The following is an 18,996-nucleotide window of genomic DNA, read 5'->3' as shown; positions in this document are numbered from 1 at the left end:
TCGGTCAGTCCCGCTTCGGCGGCCGCTCTGCGATATCGTCGACTGCGTGGATACGGACGCCGGTCGGGCGTTTGGTGAACTGTCCGAGCGATCGCGCAACGATCCGCTCGACGCCACGGTCGGCCGCCAGATCCAGCAGTCGCTGGCTGAGAATCCCATCGAACACGACCGTCGTCGGCACCGTCTCGAGTTCCTGAATGGCGCTGTCGGCGTCGCCCGCGTCGACGTCGGCGATCGTCTCGCCGTCGGCATCGAGGAACCGAACGCGGTCGGTTTCCGCACGGATGACCGCGGTCGCGTGGTCGTAGACTGTTTCGGGACCGTTCGTTTCGTCGGCCGCCGCCGCGGCGTCGGTTTCCCCGCCGGCCGATCCGCGCTCGCCGTCGTCGGGTCGTGCCGGGGACTGGGACTCGCCCGGCGTCGGTTCCGCGTCCGTCCGTTCGGTCTTCGCCCTCGCTGCCGGTCCCGCCTCCGACTCCGTCCTCGCCCCGGGAGCGCTCGAGTCGCCGTCGGGGCTGGTCGGCTCCGCGTCGACGCGCTGTGGCGACGTGGTCGCGGAGTCGGACGGCTGCGGCGCGGGCGACGTACTCCCGTCGGTTGCGGCGACGGCCTCCCGTGGTTCGTTCAGTTCCGAGACGGTCTCGTACGGGACCTTGTTCCGCAACGCGGCGAACAGTTCGTGGTGATCGAGGTCCTCGACGGAGTTGTCGGCGGGAGCGAAGGCGACGTAATCGATGTCGCCGACCTGAGCGAGTTCCTCGAGGATCAGATCGCCGCCGCGATCGCCGTCGAGGAAGGCCGTGACGGTCCGGTGGCGGGTGAGTTCGGCCACCGCGTCGGGAACGTTCGTCCCTTCGACGGCGATCGCGTTCTTGATGCCGTACTTGAGCATGGTGAGCACGTCGGCACGGCCCTCGACGACGATGATGGCGTCGCTGTCCGTGACGCGCGGGCCGGCCGGCAGCCCCTCGTACTCGGTGATGTCCTCGACGCGGACGTGCTGGCGGACCTCCGCGAGGATCTCTTCGGAGGACATGATCGTGTCATCGAACCCCGTCCGGAGCAGTTCCTTCGCGCGGTCGACGACCTCCTTTCGCTTTGCCGCCCGGACGTCTTCGATCTCGCGCACCTCGAGCTCGGCGCGACAGGGGCCGACCCGTGAGATCGTCTCGAGGGAGGCGGCGAGGGTGGCGGTTTCGACTTTGTCGAGGCTGGTGGCGATCGTTACCTGTCCGTGGGACTGACCCGCGGTACTCGCGATTTCGACGTCGATACGGCCGACTTTTCCGGACTGGCGGAGGTCGCGCAGATCGAGATCGTCGCCGAGCAGGCCTTCGGTCTGCCCGAAGATCGCGCCGACGACGTCGCTGCGCTCGACGACCCCGTCAGCCGTGACGTCCGCGTGAATGAGGTATTTCGAAGTGTCTTCCATTGGAGATCTGACCCCGTGAGGGGTACGCTGACGCGGAACCCGCGTCGGAGACCGGTTTATATAGGATTTCGTTCGTGAGAGGCAAATAGCTGTTGACCTCCGAAGGCGGCGGTGAGCCGCGCGCTCCATCGATCGCCGTCTCGGGGACCAGCCGATTGCCGTGTCCCTTCGAACCGGGCCTGCAAACGGCGGCAAAAGGGACGCTACACCTGCATATCAGGTCGGGTCGTACACCGACCCTCAATACGTCGGTCGGTACCAGTACCAGTAGATCGTGATCGCGAGGAGAACGACCAGTCCGCCGAGGAAAAAGAGCAACCCCGGCGGAACGGCTCCGAACACCGTCTCGATTGCCTCCGCCCCGCCGTCGGTGACGTTCTGGAGCGTCTCGTTGTCGGGATCGAGCCCCGAGTCCACCGCTCCCGAATCGTTGGCCGCGTCCACCGCTCCCGAATCATTGGCCGCATCCACCGCTCCCGAGTCATCGGCCGCGTCCATCGCCGCCGAATCGTCCGCCGACTCCGTCGTTCCCGACCCTCCATCGGCAGTGCTGTCGGTAGCGGCGTCGTTCGCCGGTTCGGCGTCCGCAGTATCGATATCGTCGCTCTCGCGCTGTTCGACCGCCCCATCGCTCGAGCCGGCGTCCCCTGCGTCGTCGGTGCTCTGAAACGTTCCGTTGTCGCGTCCGCCGTCCGATCCCGCCGGCTGTGCGCCGCCGTTCGCCGTCGGACCCGTTTCGGCCGGCGCGAGCCACCGCGTCATCGCGTACTGGACGAACAGACTGCCGCCGGCCAGCGCGCCGATCCCGCCGACTAACCGCGAGAGCGCGTCCTTCAACCGGGATGCTCGCGACTCGTCGCTCGTCACGATCAGCGGCCCATCGGTCGTCGCGTAGACGCTCATCTCGTTGCCGCGCGAGGAGTACCAGGTGTCGACGACCTCGACGAGTCCGGCATCCTCGAGTTTCTCCAGGTGATAGCGGACGTTCTGGATCGACGAGTCGATCGCGTCGGCGATGTCGCTGGGCGTGCCGGGTTCGTCGTCGAGCCGCGAGTAGATCTCCCGGGCCGTCGTCGAGGAGAGCGCGCCGAAGACCGCGTCGGCGTCCTCACCCTCGAGGTCGACGACGCGGGGCTGGCCCTCTTCGGTGGCCGTGTCGGAACGAAGGGGAAAGAGACGGGCCATGTAGGGTTCGGTTCGTATTCGATGTCAAACACATATACCCTTTTTCCTCGGTGAAAGAGCGATTTCAGTTAGCGGAAACCGCCCGATGGCGACGCCGCCTCGTATCGATGAATAAATCTCTTCGATGTCGGGCTTCGAACAGTAAGAATTACCCATATCGGGACCAAGGGTCGGACATGCGTCGCAACGAAGTGTGGGGCTGGCTCGTCGTCGGACTCGTCCTGGCAGGACTCGCGATTCCGTGGTTCCTGTGGGGGTCGGCCACCGTCGTCGCCGGGCTCCCGGTCTGGCTCTGGTGGTACGTCGGCTGGATGGGGCTTGCATCGCTCGTCTTCTGGCTGTTCGCACAGCGTGCCTGGGGTATCGGTATCGAGTCTGCGGGAAGCGACGGCGACTCGAGCGGCAGTCGCGGAGTCGGACCCGAGTCCGCTCACGAGACGGGACCCGGTGGTGATACGCCGTGAGCGCGGTCACGCTTCAGCTCTCGATCATCGTCGGCTATCTGCTAATCGCCCTCGCGGTCGGGCTGGTCGCCTACCGACTAACCGACCGCACGGCCGAGGACTTCTATCTCGCGAGTCGAACGCTCGGCACGGTGGTGCTGTTGTTTACCACCTTCGCGACGCTGCTGTCGGCGTTTACTTTCTTTGCCGGGCCGAACATCGCCTACGCGCAGGGTCCCGAGTGGATCCTCGTCATGGGGCTGATGGACGGTATCATCTTCGCCGTCCTCTGGTACGTCATCGGCTACAAGCAGTGGCTGCTCGGCCGACAGTACGGCTACGTCACCCTCGGGGAGATGCTGGGCGACCGCTTCGGCTCCTGGTGGCTCCGCGGGCTCGTGGCAGTCGTGAGCCTCCTCTGGCTCTTCCCCTACGTTATGCTCCAGCAGGTCGGAGCCGGCACCGCCCTCGAGGCCCTGACTGAGGGAGCTGTTCCGTACGCCGCCGGTGCCGGGCTGATCACCGCGTTCATGATCCTCTACGTCGTCGTCGCCGGGATGCGCGGGATCGCTTGGACCGACACGTTACAGGGCGCGTTCATGCTCGTCACGACCTGGGTCGCCGTGCTGTGGGTGCTCGCGGCCGTCGGCGGGCCCAGTGCCGCGACGGAGGCCCTCGCGTCGAACCCCGATACCGGCGGCTTCCTCTCGCTGGGCGGCGACTACTACACGGTCCAGTGGATGCTCTCCACGGCGATTACGATCGGGTTCGGCGTCGCGATGTTTCCGCAGGTCAACCAGCGCTTCTTCGCCGCGGGTTCGAAAACCGTGCTCAAGCGATCGTTCGCCCTCTGGCCGCTCCTCTGTGTCCTGCTGTTCGTCCCCTCGTTCATGCTCGGCGCGTGGGCCGCCGGCCTCGAGGTCGCGGTTCCCGAGGGTGCGAACGTCCTGCCGTTGATCCTCGCGGAGTACACGCCGACCTGGTTCGCCGCGCTCGTCATCGCCGGCGCGATGGCCGCGATGATGTCGTCGTCGGACTCGATGTTACTGTCCGGGTCGTCGTACTTCACGCGGGACCTCTTTCGACCGCTCCTCGGGGTCCTCGGGATGGTTGTCTCCGAACGCCGCGAGGATCTGATCGCCCGCGTGGGTGTCGTCCTCTTTGCCACCGCTGCGTTCGTCGTCAGCCTGTTCCAGCCCGCGACCCTGTTCGAGATCGGCAACGCGGCCTTCAGCGGGTTCGCTCAGCTCGCGGTGCCGGTCCTGCTCGCGCTCTACTGGCGGCGGATTACGCGGGCCGGCATCACTGCCGGTATCCTCGTCAGTCAGGCGTTCTACATTTTGTCCCTTTTCCTCACCATCGTTCCGGATACGTACGCCGGCTGGTCCGCGGGCCTCGTCGGGATGGGACTCGGGCTCGTCGTCACCGTCGCCGTCTCGCTGGCGACCTCGCCGGCCGCCGCCGAACGGCGTGCGATCTACTTCGACCGGTTCGGTGCCGATTGATGGCGTTCGAATCGCCACGCTGAACGGCCCCGGTCGCATACGCGCTGACGAATGCCTATCGACCTGCCGCCCGCGGTCGCCGACGACTGGCGTCGTCTCGGGAGCCGAACCGACGAACGCAGCCTCTCGCTGGCGACGGTCACCGCCGAGACGGCCGTCTTCGAACACCGGCCGACCGCCGACGCGCTCGAGCGCCTCCGCGGAGGCCGGGACGTTCCGGTGCGGTCGCTGTTCACCGTCGCGCTCGATATCAGTCCCTCCCTGTCGACGATCGGTCTGTCAGCGGCCGACGCGCTCGACGTGGCGGCTCCGAAAGCGCGCGAGCAGTTCGTCGACACGGTTGCGGACGACGGCATCGAGGTCGGTGCGGAACGCGCGACCGAATACATCGACCGGCCCGACGGGGCCGTCGGCCACCTTTCCGTCCTCGAGGCCGCGTATCCGATCGAGGCGGCGGTCGACGGCGCTGACGGCGCTGCCGTCGGTGACGGAACCGCAACGATCGATGCCGAAGCCCACGTCGCCGTCTGGCCGACCGCCGACACGTACGTGATGGCCGGCGGGCTCCTCCCGCTCGAGGGGCCTGCCGACGCGGCGCTGCTGGCGGCCGCCCTCGATGTCGATCCGGCCCGCGACCGCGAGGCGATCGTCGACCTGTTCCGGGGGCTGGAACTCGAGGACGCGACCGACGGCTGAGTCGGCCGCCGTCGAAATAGTTAATTGATCGACTATCGATCTCCAACTATGGCACACTATAATGGTCGCAGCTATTCGGAGCTGACGAAAGGGGGCTTTTTTCTCGGGCTCGCCCTCTTCGTCGTCGGTGCGGGCAGCGAACTGGTCGGACACGCGGTTTTCGGATCGCTTCCCCAGTGGGAGAACACCCTGTTGTTCGCGTTGACGCTGCTCGGCTTCGCCATCGGATTCGCGTCGCCGTTCGTGTTCGGGATCGTCATGCCGCTGCTCGAATAGCGTGGTCGAGCGTTGCCTTACGTCGCCCTGAGACGGCTCGGTGATCGTTTTGAGCGCGTTCGTCCGCTGTATTGGTCCGTCCCCGGCCTCGAGCCGATCCGGGTCGCGTTTCGATACCGGTACTGAAACTGGTGTTTTTTATAAGCACCCACCCACGTACCACGTATGCAAACCCACATCGTCCCGGTCGGCTTCGATTACGACCGGCTGATCGCGCCGCTGGTCCGCGATCAGATCGATGTCGACAGCGTCATCCTCCTCGAGGGCGCGGTCGGCAGCGAGGCCAACGTCGAGTACTCGCGGCACCTCTCGAAGAAACTCGAGACGGATTTCAAGAACCTGCTCGGAGCCGAGACCGAGCGGTTCGTTCTGGAAGACGTCTACGACTACGACGACGCCTTCGAGCAGGCCTACGAACTCATCACCGCGGAACTCGACTCGGGCAACGAGGTCTGGGTCAACGTCGCCGCGATGCCCCGGACCGTGAGCTTCGCCTTCGCCAACGCCGCCCACTCGCTGATGGTCGAACGCCAGGAGGACCGCGAGGGCATCCACACCTACTACACCGCCCCGGAGAAGTACCTGGAGACCGAACTCGCGGAGGAACTGCGCGAACAGATCGCCCTGCTCGAGGACCTCCAGCGGGACGACGACGGACTCGCGGACGACCGGATCGTGAGCCGCCTCGAGAGCGCCCGCGACCTCTTAGCCGAGTTCGACGAGCGCGGGACGACCATCGGCGCGAAGGAGATCGACGGTAAACACATCGTCGAGTTGCCTGTCGCCTCCTTCTCGAACGTCAAACCCTTCGAGGAACTCATTCTCTACAAACTCGGCGAGGACGGCGAGTTCGACTCCGTCTCGGAACTCGCCGAGTCGCTGGCCCGCGAGTTGAACGAGGAGTACACCGATAGCTTCCGGTCGAAGGTGATCTACAACGTCGATCGGCTGGGCCCCGGCGGTAAGGGCTACATCGAACGTGAGGAACACGGCAAGTCCTATCGGACCCGGCTCTCGCGGATCGGCGAGCTGTGGGTGCGCGCCCACTCGGACGATGGGACCGGCGACTAGTCGATTCGACGTGGCGGCACCGATACCGACCAGCACCGCGACGAGGACGACGAGACATCGGCCGCTTGGGACGATCGCCTCCGTGTCTCGGGCGGCACGACGAAACACCTAACACCGGTCGCCGGGCAAGCAGTACGTATGTCTCAGTGCGTCGCGGCGGCGGTTCGGCCGTTCGACGGCCCGCGAGACGCCGTTTTCGTAGGGGCTCCGTAGCCCCTCATTCCCCACCCCGTTTCGACGGATGTATTGTCGCCGACCAGTATTCACCGAGCAACGACCCCTCTATGGACGACAGTCAACTGCACAGCCGGACGACGTACCGACGACGCCCGCGACGGGCGGTGAGAGCATGAGCATGGATTCACGGGAGCAAGCGGACGACGAACCCACCCTCGAGGGGGGCTACGATCCCGAAGCGGTCGAGTCGCGCTGGCAACAGCGCTGGATCGACGCGGACGTCTACGCCTACGACGGCGACGAGAAACGGGACCCCAACACCGTCTACTCGATCGATACGCCGCCGCCGACGGTGTCGGGCAGCCTGCACATGGGCCACCTCTACGGCTCGACGCTGCAGGACTTCGCGGCCCGGTTCCAGCGGATGCACGACGGCGACGTGCTCTTTCCCTTTGGCTACGACGACAACGGGATCGCAAGCGAGCGCTTGACCGAGTCCGAACTCGACATCCGCCATCAGGACTACGAGCGCCGCGAGTTCCAGGAACGCTGCCGCGAGGTCTGTGCGGAATACGAGGCCGAGTTTACCGAAAAGATGCAGAACCTCGGGACCTCGATCGACTGGAACAACACCTACAAGACGATCGAACCCCGCGTGCAGCGGGTCTCCCAGCTGTCCTTCCTCGACCTCCACGAGAAGGGACGCGAGTATCGGAAGAAGGCACCGGCGATCTGGTGTCCCGACTGCGAGACGGCCATCTCGCAGGTCGAGATGGAGGACGACGAGCGCGGCTCGCACTTCAACGACATCGCGTTCGAACTCGTCGGCGAGGACGCACCCCGCGACGAGTTCGTCATCTCGACGACGCGACCCGAACTCATCCCGGCCTGCGTCTCCGTCTTCGTCCACCCCGACGACGAGGAGAACCAGGACCTCGTTGGCGAGACCGCTCGGATTCCGATCTTCGGCCACGAGGTGCCGATCATCGAGGACGAGCGCGTCGACATGGAGAAGGGCAGCGGCGTCGTGATGTGCTGTACCTTCGGCGATCAGAACGACATCGAGTGGTATCAGGCCCACGACCTGCCGCTGCGCGTGGCCATCGACGAGTCCGCGACGATGACCGAGCTGGCCGGCGACTACGAGGGGATGTCCACCGAGGAAGCCCGCGAGGCCATCGTCGAGGATCTCGACGACGAGGGCTCCCTGCGCGACCGCTGGGAGATCACCCACGCCGTCCAGGTCCACGAACGCTGCGACACCGCCGTCGAGTACCGCGTCTCCAAGCAGTGGTACGTCGAAATCTTGGATCACAAGGCTGAGTACCTCGAGGCCGGCCGGGAGATGGACTGGTACCCCGAGAAGATGTTTGCGCGCTACCAACACTGGATCGAGGGCCTCGAGTGGGACTGGCTGATCTCACGCCAGCGCGACTCGGGGATTCCGTTCCCGGTCTGGTACTGTGCGGACTGCGACCAGCCGATCATGGCGGAGCGGGAGTCTCTGCCGGTCGATCCACTGAGCGACGACCCTCCAGTCGATACCTGTCCCGACTGTGGCCACGACGAGTTCGAGGCCGAGGAGGACGTCTTCGACACGTGGGCGACCTCCTCGCTGACGCCGCTGATCAACGCGGGCTGGGACTGGGACGCCGACGCCGAGCAGTTCACGATGGACAGCCCCGAACTCTACCCGTTCGATCTCCGCCCGCAGGGCCACGACATCATCTCGTTCTGGCTGTTCCACACCATCGTCAAGTGCTACGAACACACCGGCGAGGTGCCCTTCGACGCGACGATGATCAACGGCCACGTGTTAGACGAGAACCGCGAAAAGATGTCCAAATCGCGGGGCAACGTCGTCGAACCCGACGAGGTGCTCGCGGACTACCCCGTCGACGCCGTCCGCTTCTGGGCCGCCAGCGCCGCCGTCGGGGACGACTTCCCGTATCAGGAGAAAGACCTCACCGCCGGCGAGAAGCTCCTGCGCAAGCTCTGGAACGCCTCGAAGCTCGTCGACACGCTCGCGCCCGCCGATCCCGACGCGCCCGCGGAGCTCGAGGCGATCGACCGCTGGCTGCTGGCGGAACTCGACGACGCCGTCGCGGACCTCACGGCCCACCTCGAGAACTACGAGTTCGCGAAGGCCCGCGACCGCCTGCGAACCTTCTTCTGGAACACCTTCTGTGACGACTACCTCGAGATCGCCAAGACGCGCGAAGACAATCCGTCGACGCAGTACGCGCTGCGGACGGCCCACCGGACCTTCCTCGAACTGTGGGCCCCGTTCCTGCCTCACGTGACCGAGGAGATCTGGCAGGCGGTGTACGTAGACGAGACTGCGGCCCTCGAGGACAGCAGCATCCACGTCCGGGACTGGCCCGCCCCACAGGGGTACGAGGCCGATCTCGAGGCCGGCGAGACCGCCATGGAGGTCATCTCCGCGCTGCGCCGCTACAAGAGCGAGAACCAGCTCCCGCTGAACGCCGACCTCGAGTCGGTGGCCGTCTACGGCCCCATCGAGGGCTTCGAGGACGCGATCCGGAACGTGATGCACGTCGAGGACCTCACCGTGCTCGCGGACCAGCCCGAGATCACGACCGCAGTCGCCGCGATCGATCTCGACTACTCGACGCTCGGCCCCGAGTACGGGTCGAAAGTCGGCGACATCGACGCCGGAATCGAGACCGGCGACTACGAGATCGACGAGGATGCGGGTGTGCTTCGCGTCGCCGGCGAGGAACTCGGCGCGGACCTCTTCGAGGTCGAGTACGAGCGCACCTACTCGGGCACGGGCGAGATGCTCGAGACCGAGTCGGCGGTCGTCATCCTCGAGTAGCGTCGCCGTCCCGTCTGCGAGTACGGTGCCCGCCGAAACGCGGTGTGTTCCTGGTCCCGGCACGCGGGAGCAAGCGCCCTCGCTGATCGGCGCGCCGCTCGGCGTCACGCGGCTTCGCACTTTTTCGCCCGGATCGCGAGCGCGAGGAACAGCGCCAGGAGGACGAACGTCACTTCGCCCGCGGCGATTACGCCGAGCGCGTCGGCTTCGAGGAACATGGGCGTTTCCCGCCCGACCGGGATGATCGTGTGGTGGGGGTCGCCGACGACGGGGACGAAGTAGTCGACGATGAGATTGCTCCAGTACCAGACGGCGGCGACGGCGACGGCCCACACCGGGAAGTCGCTGATCCGGTGGAGGACCAGCGCCTGGACCACCATCGCGAGGTGGCTCCAGAAGAGGAAGTGGTACATCAGCGGGGGGAGGTACGCGTAGGCGTCCGCAAACGCGAGGAGCGTATACGGCGTCCAGAGACCGAGTACGACGTTCCCGACGAATGCGAGTGCCGTGAGCCACGGCTGTTCGCGACCCAGCTTCCACGCGGCGATCGCGAGCGCGATGAACAGCGTCGCGAGCGGGCTGTCGGGGACCCAGGGCCAGAGCGCGGCCGTCGTCTCGGTGAACTGTCCGGAGTAGTACCAGAACCCGAAGGCCGTTCCCGCGAGGTTGATCGCCACGACGAGCCACGCGAACCGCAGCCCCAGGTCCTCGAGCGTCGTCGGAACCGGGGCGAGGGACGATGGGAGCGACTCGTCGTCGGCACGATCGTGATCCGCCATCCGAGTCGACGCGGTCATCGTCCGGCGCGACGGCCGGAACCCGCAAAACAGTAGCGGTTATCGCACCGCCCGCGACCCGTACTACTACGAGCACGCCCGCAGTACTACCCGACTGTGACATCCTCGCCCGCCGTAAACGGCGGGGCTTCCTACAAGGGAAGCCTCGCGTCGATGGGGTTTCAGGACTGAAACGCCGCAAGCGTCGTCTGTCGGGATTGCCGACTCGGCGTGCGGTGTCCTGTGGCCGTGTCACAACGGCTCCCATCCCGAGGCGAGTCATCGCGTTCCGATTTCCAAGGAACACTCTCTCCCCACGGGTCAAAGCGACCGGCGATGTTCGCGGCCGCGTTGATATCTGCTTGATACTCCGTGACCCAACACTCCGCGTTCGTACACTTGAACTCGGCTTGCGACCCACGACTTCCGATGTGCCCGCACTCGTGGCAGGTCTGGCTCGTGTAGCGTGGGTTCACGAACTCGACCGGAATACCGGCTTCAAGAGCCTTGTCCTTGATGCGGTCGGTGAGGCGAGCGAACGCCCACGAGTGCAAGCGTCGGTTCATGTACTTCCCGTAGTCCAAGTTCTCGCGGATGTACGACAAGTCCTCGAGCACGATTACCGGGTCCTCGAAAGACTCGGCGTACTCGACGGCTTCGCGAGACGCCTTCTCGACGATATCAGTCAGCGCGTTCTGGTAGTGGCCGAAGCGTTCGTCGATTCGCCACTGTGCGGCATCGCGCTCTTGGAGGCGCTTCAGCGTGGTGTACATCTCCTTGCGGAGTGCTCGCGCACGGCCGCCGTCGTAGATGTATGGTTGGGTCGGAGTGCCGTTCTGACGGGCACAGCCCGTCAGAAGCTTAGACTCGCCAATATCGAAACCGATTCGAGTCGGATCGTCCGGCGTCTCTGGTTCAGCTATGTCGTACTCGATGGCGACGTGCAGCACCCAGTTCGTTCGGTGCTGTTGCAGTCGGAACTCACCGACCGACACATCGCCGTTAAGCAGGTCGAACCACAGCGATTCCTGCTCGGGGTTAATTCNAGCACCCAGTTCGTTCGGTGCTGTTGCAGTCGGAACTCACCGACCGACACATCGCCGTTAAGCAGGTCGAACCACAGCGATTCCTGCTCGGGGTTAATTCGAAGCGGAATCCAGAAGGCGTTGCCACGTCCGGCCTGTGGAACGCGCCAGCAGAACTCGTACGCACGCTCGTCGGAGTGATCGATCTGGAAGCCACGGTTCGTGAATCGAACCGGGTGATCGTCCTCGAGTTCCGAGGCGTTGTACGTCTGGCGGAGTTGCGGGACGTAGTTCTTGAGGGCGTCTTTAGCGTAGGACGTGAGCGTGTACGGCGTGACGATATCGTTGACTGCGTTCTGCGTATCCGCGCCACTCTCGAAGGCATCCTCGAGGGCGCGGCGGTAAGTCGCCACAGTACGCTCGAGACGTTGCTCTTTGCCCGTAGTGGGTGGCGCGAGCGTAGCTTCGAGCGTTTTCGTGGCGGTAGTTTTAGCGACCATTCGACAGTACAGGCTACGACCGCAACCCACGTAAACCACACGGATAGTACACGTATGTATGGGTACGGAAATCAGATTCGAGGTAGACGACGAACAGTACGAGCGACTGAAAGCGATCAAAGACAAGCGCGGCTACACTTGGAAGGGGCTGATGCTCGAAGGNGATTCGAGGTAGACGACGAACAGTACGAGCGACTGAAAGCGATCAAAGACAAGCGCGGCTACACTTGGAAGGGGCTGATGCTCGAAGGTGTCGAAGCGTTGGACACCGGGAAGCCGTAACAGGGCGAATTGAGGAACGAACGAACGCGATTCCTCCCCGCCCCAAGGGGCGGGGTTTCCTCGCTACAGCAAGATGACGACGGCCGACGAACGATCACGTTCGCGACTCTCGACCGGCCACGAGGTGTCCCTCCCGCTCGAGTTGTCGTTCGCGATGGGCGGCACGACCGTCCCCGCGCGTCGCGGCCGGCTCGAGACAGCGCTTCCGGATGGACTCTCCGCGCTCGCGATCGCACCTGGCGTCGGCTGTGTCACCCTCGTCGGGATCCAGTACCACCGGGTCGGCGGCGATCGAGACGGGACGGAACTCGATCCCTACGACGAGTTCGCGGTCATCGTTCCGGCGGTCCGTGGGAGTCGAACGACCCGCCCGCTCGCACAGCTCGCGGGCAGCGAACTCGGCGGCTACGTCCACTGGCTCCCGGTGACGACCGCGCCGTCGGTCGCGCTCGGGCGCGAGATCTGGGGGTATCCCAAGGAACTGGCCGCCATCACGGTGACTGACGGCCCGGACGGGATCCGTACTGTCGTCGACGGCGGCCGCTATGGGGACGACTCCATCCGGCTCGAGGTCGCTCGTCCCCGGCTCGAGCCGCGAGCGCGCGACTGGACGCTGACCAGTTACACCACGACAGATGGGGCTCTCGTGCGGACGACGGCTCGGATTCGGGGCGACGTCGCGATCGGGTCGGGCGTCGGGACGCGGCTCTCGATTCCCCCGGCGCTGGCCCGCGAACTCGGGCTGTGGCGACGGCCGCTCGCACGGTTGTACGGCGCGGACGTCCGCGCCCGCCTGTTCGAGGGCGAGCGGCTGGTCGAGTGAGCGGTCGGTCCGACGCCGGTTCCGTGGGCCCGCGGAACCGTTGGCTCCGGCGGCCGCATCGGGCCCAAAGAAACGCGTAAGTGGCGGGGCTCCTAACCGGTCAGTATGGCCGAAAACACCGATCTCGAGGAACTGCGGCGCGGGACTGATCTCGTCAAACGCGGCTTCGCGCGGATGCAGAAAGGCGGCGTCATCATGGACGTCGTCGACCCCGAGCAGGCCCGTATCGCCGAGGAGGCCGGCGCGGTTGCAGTGATGGCGCTCAAAGCCGTGCCCGCCGATATCCGCAAGCGCGGCGGCGTCGCTCGGATGGCCGATCCCGCCGACGTCGCCGAGATCGTCGAGTCGGTTTCGATCCCGGTCATGGGTAAATCCCGTATCGGGCACACGAAGGAGGCCCAGATCCTCGAAGCCGTCGGCGTGGACATGATCGACGAGAGCGAGGTGCTTACTCCCGCCGACGACGCCTACCACATCGACAAGCGCGACTTTACCGCCCCGTTCGTCTGTGGGGCGCGCAACCTCGGCGAGGCCCTGCGCCGGATCGACGAGGGTGCGGCGATGATCCGGACGAAAGGCGAGGCCGGTACCGGCGACGTGAATCAGGCCGTCCACCACCAGCGCACGATCAAGGGCGCGATCCGGAAACTCGAGGGCATGAGCCACGAGGAACGGGAGGCCTTCGCTCGCGAGATCGAAGCGCCCGCGGAGCTGGTCCACGAGACCGCCGAGATGGGGCGACTCCCGGTCGTCAACTTCGCCGCGGGCGGCATCGCGACGCCGGCCGACGCCGCGCTCATGATGCACCACGAGTGCGACGGTATCTTCGTCGGCAGCGGCATCTTCGGCGCGGAGAACCCGCCCGAGATGGCCGAGGCGATCGTCGAGGCGACGAACAACTGGGACGACCCCGAGACGCTCGCGGAGATCTCGAAGAACCTCGGCAAGAGCATGAAAGGCGACGCGAACGTCGACCTCCCCGAGGACGAAAAGATGCAGGGCCGTGGCGTCTAACTGACGACGCCGATTTCGACCCGGCGCTTTGACCGCCGACCGCTCGGCAACCACGCTTGTTCTCTCCCGCTCCGACGGTCCTCACTCCGCCCTCGCTGGCAGCCGGCCGCGCGCTCGAGCCGAGCCCCTGCTACCACCACGTCTGCGGCCGCGGGACGATGCCCGTTCGGCGGAGCGCGAGAACGACCAGGTAGGTTATCGTCGCACCACAGCACAGCGACAGTACCAGCACCGGCGCGACTCGAGTGCCGACGGCGGCACCGCTGATCGCCGCCGCGAGGGACGTGAGTTGGACGCTCCGCCGCTCCCAATACTGCCGGACGGTCTCGTACGCTCGAGCGACGAGGAGTTCGAAGGAGACCGTCGCAGCACCGCCGACGATCAGGAAAATCAGTGACGGCGTTACGTCGGCGTGGACCGCGAAACTCGCGACCGCAGCGAGCACGAGCAGCGCGAGCGCGGCGTCGGTTCGCGTCCCCATCCGGCTACGAGCCGTCCCGGTACAGCGTCGCGCCCTCGCCAATCGCGGTCTGATAGGCGCGGCTCTCGACGCCGGCCGCGTCGAAGGCGTCGACCATCGCCGAGGCGATCGCCCGCTGGTCGCGGCGGTGACAGACCGCGAGCATTCCCGGGCCGGCCCCGCTGACCGTGACGCCGGTCGCACCCGCCTCGAGAGCGGCCTCGCGAACGCTCTCGTAGCCGTCGATCAGTGTGCTGCGTTCGGGCGTGACGATCTCGTCTTCCATACCCTTGCCGACGAGAACTGGATCGTCCCGCGTCATCCCGACGGTCAGCGTGGCGGCGTTGCCGACGGTGTCGACGACCTCGTCCATCGAGGCTGCATCGGGAACGACGCCGCGCGCATCGCGCGTGGAAACGGAGATATCCGGCAGGCAGGCGACGACGGGAACCGACGCGTCGACGTGCGTGACACCGCCGTCGGTGGCGACGGTAAAGCCACCGAGCAGCGAGGGCGCGACGTTATCCGCGTGTGCTGCTCCGGAGACGAGCGCTTCGCCTTCGGCGGCGACGGGGACGAGCTCCGCACGAGAGCGGCCCCGATCGTAGAGTTCGTTCAGTGCAACGGCGGCGGCGGCGGCACTCGCGGCCGACGATCCCAACCCCGAGGACGGCCGAACGCCCTTGTCGATCCGGATTCGTGCGGGGGCGTCGAGCGCCTCCGCGACTGCGCCGACCGTGTTCTTGGCGGGGTCTTCCGGGATGTACTGGCTTCCGGCCCCGGTCACCGTAATCGTCGTTCGCGAGGCTCGTTCGACCCGAACCACGTCGGCGGGCGTTCCGAGAGCGACGCCGAACACGTCGAAGCCGCTCCCGAGATTCGCGCTCGTTGCGGGTGCCCGCACTGTAAGCATGCCGATTCCTTTCTAGACGGCAGTCAAAAAGGTAGCGAACGATACCGACGACGGCTGTTGACGATCACCTCGAGAATCGAACCGGATCGACGGCCTCCCCGAGTCCGATCGGACGATTACTCCTCGTCGGTCGCGCCGAACGTGAACACGTCGTCGTCTTCGTCGTCCTCGTCGGCCCCGTCGCTTTCGTCAGTCTCGTCGCTCTCGAGGTCGTCGGCCGCAGGAGTCTCGTCGGCGGCCGATTCGTCGTCGGTCTCCGCATGGCCACCGTCGTCGACCGATCCGAGCGGTTGGGCGTCCGGTTCGTCGCCGGCCGACTCGGCGATGTCTGCCGTGTCGTCCCCGCCGGATTTGGGGGTGTCGTCGGCAAGCGGGTCGGTCGGGCCGGTCGACTCGGTCGTATCCGTCGTCTCGTCACCGTCGGTTCCGAAGGCGTCGTCGGCGAGTGGATCGGTCGCGTCCGTCGTCTCGTCACCGTCGGTTCCGAAGGCGTCATCGGCGAGTGGATCGGTCGCGTCCGTTGTCTCGTCACCGTCGGTTCCGAAGGCGTCATCGGCGAGTGGATCGGTCGCGTCCGTTGTCTCGTCACCGTCGGCTCCGAAGGCGTCGTCGGCGAGTGGATCGGTCGTATCCGTCGTCCCGTCGCTATCGGCTCCGACGGTGTCATCGGCGAGCGGATCGGTCGCGTCGGTCGACTCGATCGCGTCGGACTCCTCGTCTTCGCTCCCCTCGATTCCGAGGATCTCTTCGGCACCGAGTTCCTCGGTCGCGTCGCCATCGGCTCCACTGCCGGTCGCCGAATCGTCACCGGCGTGATCGATCGGATCGTCGACCGACGCCTCGGAATCGAACGCGGTCTCCGTCGATCGGTCGGCATCGGCAGTGTCCGCGTCTGCGTCCTCCTCGAGTTCGTGGGCGTCCCCGTCCGCGTCGTCGAACGTGAGGGTCTCGTCGGAGTCGTCCTGCTCGCTTGCGGCGTCGAACGTGATGCCCTGACCCTCTTCGGCCGACTCGCCGTCGGCCGCAGCGTCGTCAATCGCCGCGGGCGCATCCAGTTCCGCGTCCACGTCGAACGTCGATTCGAAGTCGAGGTCGACGTGGTCGACATCAGTGTCGAACCGGTCGAGCGCTTCGGAAAGCTGCGAGGCCTGTTCGGAGAGGCTCGAGGCGGACTTCGTGACTTCGGTCAGTGCGGTGGTCTGTTCTTCGGCCGCGGCGGCGACGTTCTCGGCTTCCGCCGTCGTCTCCTCGGAGATCGTTGCGGCGTCGTCGACCATCGCGACGACCTCCTGCGTGGAGGCGGCCTGCTCTTCGGTCGCTGCGGAGATCTCCTGTACACCGATGTTGGTCTCCTGAGCGAGGTCGGCGATCTCCTCGAGCGCCTTGACCGCCTCCTCGACCCGATCGCTGGCGGTTTCGATGTCGCTACTCGTACCTTCGACTTCGGCAGCGGAGGTTTCCGTCCGCTTGCGGATCGCCTCGAGTCGGTCCTCGGCTTCGTCGGCCGCTTCGGCGACGTCCTCGGAGAGCGCCTTGACTTCCTTTGCGACGACGGAGAACCCTTCGTCGTCGCTGCCGCCCGCGGAGCGGGAGGCTTCGATGTTGGCGTTCAGCGCCAGCATGTTCGTCTGGTGGGCGATCTCGGAAATCGTGTTGATCAGTTCGTCGATCTGCTGGACCTCTTCCTCGAGACGACGGATCTCGGCGACGGCGTCGCCGGCCTCGGTCTCGATCTCGTCCATGGCAGTGATCGCCGCCTGAGCGGCTTCCTGCCCTTCCCGACCGGTGTCGACGGTCCGCTCCGCGATGTCGGCCACCTCATTCGAGGACGCGGCGATCTCCTCGGTCGTCGTCGAGAGGCCGCTCATCTCCTGGTCGACCGACTGGAGGGAGTCGTTCTGTCGGTCCGCACCGTCGGAAATCTCCTGAATCGACTCGGTGACCTGCTGGGAGGCGGACCGAACCTCCTCGCTCGAGGCGGTCACCTGCTCGGAGGCGGTCGCGACGTCGGTCGCGAACCGGTTGAGTTCGGCGATGGTCTGCTCGATCTCGTCGAGCATCTCGTTGAAGTCCTCGCCGATCTGTTGCATCTGTTCGTTGTCGCTTTCGACGTCCGCACGGGCGGTGAGGTTCCCATCGGCGGCCTCACCCATGACCGCGCAGTATTCCGCGGCCTTGTCCTCGAGGTGATCGTTGATCTCCAAGACGCGTTCACGTTCGCGTTCGGCCTCCATGCGGGCGGCTTCGGCCTCTTCGATCTGTTCGCGCAAGGCATCACGCATCGAGCCGAACCCGTCGTAGAGCCGGCCGATGTTGTCGATCCGTTTGGTCTCGAAGTCGACGTTGAGGTTGCCGTCCTCCATCTCGCTGGCCTTGTCGGTGAGCCGATCGATCGAGACGGCAGTGTTTCGGCCCAGGACTGCACCGACCGCGCCGATCATGACGACCCCGAGAATCGTCGCCACGAGTCCCCACTGGTTGACGCTGTTGACGAACCCGAGTGCCTGGTCGGCGGGTTCGACGGTCAGGACGACCCAGTCGGTCCCGAACACGCGGGCGGAACTGGCGACGTACTCGTCGCTGTCCTCACCGAGGTCGTAATCGCCCAGCGAGAGCGACGAGCCGGCGACCTGCTGCGTGGTTGCGCCCTCGGTCCGTGCGCTCTTGGCGAGGCCGTTGCCGTCGTTGTAGGTGTAGCCGAACAGTTGGTGGTTCTCACCGTAGTCGGCGTTGTCAAGCATGACGTCGTTCTCACCGTCGAGGATCACCGTCGTGACACCCTCATCGTCCTGTAGTTGGCTCGCGTACGCCTCGAGATCAGCAGTGTAGACGACCGCTCGGTTCTCGTTGTCGGCAGAGCGCTGGACGTACGTGAGGACGGTCGTGTTCTGGCCGAACTCCCCTTCGGCGATATAGGCGTCCGAGACCCACGGAACGGTTTTCGAGGCGTCCTCGTAGGCTTCGTTCGGGATGTTATCGATATCGGCCGCCGGTGTCCCGCGATAGGCCTCGTTCGTACTCGCGGTCACGGTTCGGTTGTCCAGATTGACGTAGGAGATATCGAACGTATCGGCGTCTAAGTGTTCTTGCCAGTCGAGGAAACGCCGTTCGATCGCAGCCGGGTCGTCGCTGGCGACGACGTCGGATCGGGCGATCATCCCGACCGTGTGCTCGTTTTGCTCGTTCCACATCTGCATGCTCTGGGCTTCCTGTCCGGCGGCGGAAGCGTGATCGCTTTGCACCCGATTCTCCACCTGATCGGCGATTGCCCCTGTCGCAACGAATCCGATCAGCCCGACAGACAATCCGAGAATGAGCAGCGCGATCCCGAACTTGACCGCGTATCTGCGTCGGATAGCTGTCGGTACCAACCGTCGAGCGAAATCCATGGATACGAAACGCCTGTTCTCGCCACTACATAAATTGTCAGCCGCGGTTATCGGTGCTGATAATTGGAGATTGTTCCGGACTCTGAGGGTATCTGCTGCCTTTCGTTTCTGGTGCTGTTGTATATTCGCCTCCTGTCTGAAATAAATCCCATAGGTCGAGACCAACTCCCGACGAATTTGAAATTTTCTT

Annotated in this window: 14 protein-coding genes and 1 pseudogene; 8 read left to right on the top strand and 7 right to left on the bottom strand. The window is 65.5% G+C overall.

Features of this window, described 5'->3' with window-relative positions; genetic code table 11:
* Positions 1-4: 4 nt before the first annotated feature.
* Together dnaG and C487_RS11390 are read right to left on the bottom strand one after the other, a co-directional pair.
* Entirely contained in the window at positions 5-1,432 is a 1,428-nt protein-coding gene (gene dnaG, locus C487_RS11395) for a DNA primase DnaG (protein ID WP_006185906.1), read from the bottom strand.
* A gap of 240 nt (positions 1,433-1,672) precedes the next feature.
* Positions 1,673-2,617, bottom strand: coding sequence for an ArsR/SmtB family transcription factor (locus C487_RS11390; RefSeq protein ID WP_006185905.1), 945 nt, complete (start codon positions 2,615-2,617; stop codon positions 1,673-1,675).
* 176 nt (positions 2,618-2,793) lie between these two features.
* Between C487_RS11390 and C487_RS11385 the strand changes: the two genes are divergently transcribed.
* The 6 genes from C487_RS11385 (at position 2,794) to C487_RS11360 (ending at position 9,624) form a co-directional block, all read left to right on the top strand.
* Positions 2,794-3,081 carry a DUF3311 domain-containing protein gene (locus C487_RS11385; protein WP_006185904.1) on the top strand — a complete coding sequence of 96 codons (288 nt, stop codon included), beginning with the start codon at positions 2,794-2,796 and terminating at the stop codon, positions 3,079-3,081.
* Entirely contained in the window at positions 3,078-4,565 is a 1,488-nt protein-coding gene (locus tag C487_RS11380) for a sodium:solute symporter family protein (protein WP_006185903.1), read from the top strand. Before C487_RS11385 ends, C487_RS11380 begins: the two co-directional genes overlap by 4 nt.
* A 51-nt stretch (positions 4,566-4,616) precedes the next feature.
* Positions 4,617-5,261, top strand: coding sequence for a hypothetical protein (locus C487_RS11375; protein ID WP_006185902.1), 645 nt, complete (start codon positions 4,617-4,619; stop codon positions 5,259-5,261).
* A gap of 48 nt (positions 5,262-5,309) precedes the next feature.
* Positions 5,310-5,537 (top strand): DUF7860 family protein, encoded by a 228-nt coding sequence (locus C487_RS11370; RefSeq protein WP_006185901.1) that lies wholly within the window; start codon positions 5,310-5,312, stop codon positions 5,535-5,537.
* 165 nt (positions 5,538-5,702) lie between these two features.
* Positions 5,703-6,608 carry an HFX_2341 family transcriptional regulator gene (locus tag C487_RS11365; protein WP_006185900.1) on the top strand — a complete coding sequence of 302 codons (906 nt, stop codon included), beginning with the start codon at positions 5,703-5,705 and terminating at the stop codon, positions 6,606-6,608.
* A gap of 355 nt (positions 6,609-6,963) precedes the next feature.
* Positions 6,964-9,624, top strand: coding sequence for a valine--tRNA ligase (locus C487_RS11360; protein ID WP_006185899.1), 2,661 nt, complete (start codon positions 6,964-6,966; stop codon positions 9,622-9,624).
* 104 nt (positions 9,625-9,728) lie between these two features.
* On the opposite strand, the gene C487_RS11355 is transcribed toward C487_RS11360, so the two are convergent.
* Both C487_RS11355 and C487_RS19595 read right to left on the bottom strand, forming a co-directional pair.
* Positions 9,729-10,421: a DUF1405 domain-containing protein gene (locus C487_RS11355; RefSeq protein ID WP_049908096.1), complete on the bottom strand. Its 693-nt coding sequence runs from the start codon at positions 10,419-10,421 to the stop codon at positions 9,729-9,731.
* 161 nt (positions 10,422-10,582) lie between these two features.
* Positions 10,583-11,925 (bottom strand): annotated as a pseudogene (locus C487_RS19595) (RNA-guided endonuclease TnpB family protein).
* Positions 11,926-12,280: 355 nt separating this feature from the next.
* Here C487_RS19595 and C487_RS11340 point away from each other — a divergent pair.
* Together C487_RS11340 and pdxS are read left to right on the top strand one after the other, a co-directional pair.
* Positions 12,281-13,030 carry an acetoacetate decarboxylase family protein gene (locus C487_RS11340; protein ID WP_006185897.1) on the top strand — a complete coding sequence of 250 codons (750 nt, stop codon included), beginning with the start codon at positions 12,281-12,283 and terminating at the stop codon, positions 13,028-13,030.
* A gap of 105 nt (positions 13,031-13,135) precedes the next feature.
* Positions 13,136-14,044, top strand: coding sequence for a pyridoxal 5'-phosphate synthase lyase subunit PdxS (gene pdxS, locus C487_RS11335; RefSeq protein ID WP_006185896.1), 909 nt, complete (start codon positions 13,136-13,138; stop codon positions 14,042-14,044).
* A gap of 130 nt (positions 14,045-14,174) precedes the next feature.
* On the opposite strand, the gene C487_RS11330 is transcribed toward pdxS, so the two are convergent.
* From C487_RS11330 to C487_RS11320, 3 genes are all read right to left on the bottom strand, one after another.
* A complete protein-coding gene (locus C487_RS11330) occupies positions 14,175-14,525 on the bottom strand; it encodes a hypothetical protein (RefSeq protein ID WP_006185895.1) in 351 nt (116 codons plus the stop codon).
* Positions 14,526-14,529: 4 nt separating this feature from the next.
* Complete coding sequence (locus tag C487_RS11325; RefSeq protein WP_006185894.1) at positions 14,530-15,417, bottom strand: homoserine kinase; 888 nt, start codon at positions 15,415-15,417, stop codon at positions 14,530-14,532.
* 116 nt (positions 15,418-15,533) lie between these two features.
* Positions 15,534-18,806 (bottom strand): methyl-accepting chemotaxis protein, encoded by a 3,273-nt coding sequence (locus C487_RS11320; RefSeq protein ID WP_006185893.1) that lies wholly within the window; start codon positions 18,804-18,806, stop codon positions 15,534-15,536.
* Positions 18,807-18,996 lie beyond the last annotated feature (190 nt).

The organism is Natrinema pallidum DSM 3751 (assembly GCF_000337615.1).
Taxonomy (GTDB): Archaea; Halobacteriota; Halobacteria; order Halobacteriales; family Natrialbaceae; genus Natrinema; species Natrinema pallidum.
Note: the sequence above shows the minus strand (reverse complement) of the source record. Positions and strands in the feature narration are given on the sequence as shown.

What these genes read in the sequence shown, in the direction of transcription:
- C487_RS11360 (WP_006185899.1), top strand. Translation starts at nt 6,964, where the DNA reads ATGGATTCACGGGAGCAAGCGGACGACGAACCCACCCTCGAGGGGGGC.
- C487_RS11330 (WP_006185895.1), bottom strand. Translation starts at nt 14,525, where the DNA reads ATGGGGACGCGAACCGACGCCGCGCTCGCGCTGCTCGTGCTCGCTGCG.
- pdxS (WP_006185896.1), top strand. Translation starts at nt 13,136, where the DNA reads ATGGCCGAAAACACCGATCTCGAGGAACTGCGGCGCGGGACTGATCTC.
- C487_RS11375 (WP_006185902.1), top strand. Translation starts at nt 4,617, where the DNA reads ATGCCTATCGACCTGCCGCCCGCGGTCGCCGACGACTGGCGTCGTCTC.
- dnaG (WP_006185906.1), bottom strand. Translation starts at nt 1,432, where the DNA reads ATGGAAGACACTTCGAAATACCTCATTCACGCGGACGTCACGGCTGAC.
- C487_RS11325 (WP_006185894.1), bottom strand. Translation starts at nt 15,417, where the DNA reads ATGCTTACAGTGCGGGCACCCGCAACGAGCGCGAATCTCGGGAGCGGC.
- C487_RS11355 (WP_049908096.1), bottom strand. Translation starts at nt 10,421, where the DNA reads ATGACCGCGTCGACTCGGATGGCGGATCACGATCGTGCCGACGACGAG.
- C487_RS11370 (WP_006185901.1), top strand. Translation starts at nt 5,310, where the DNA reads ATGGCACACTATAATGGTCGCAGCTATTCGGAGCTGACGAAAGGGGGC.
- C487_RS11320 (WP_006185893.1), bottom strand. Translation starts at nt 18,806, where the DNA reads ATGGATTTCGCTCGACGGTTGGTACCGACAGCTATCCGACGCAGATAC.
- C487_RS11340 (WP_006185897.1), top strand. Translation starts at nt 12,281, where the DNA reads ATGACGACGGCCGACGAACGATCACGTTCGCGACTCTCGACCGGCCAC.
- C487_RS11385 (WP_006185904.1), top strand. Translation starts at nt 2,794, where the DNA reads ATGCGTCGCAACGAAGTGTGGGGCTGGCTCGTCGTCGGACTCGTCCTG.
- C487_RS11390 (WP_006185905.1), bottom strand. Translation starts at nt 2,617, where the DNA reads ATGGCCCGTCTCTTTCCCCTTCGTTCCGACACGGCCACCGAAGAGGGC.
- C487_RS11365 (WP_006185900.1), top strand. Translation starts at nt 5,703, where the DNA reads ATGCAAACCCACATCGTCCCGGTCGGCTTCGATTACGACCGGCTGATC.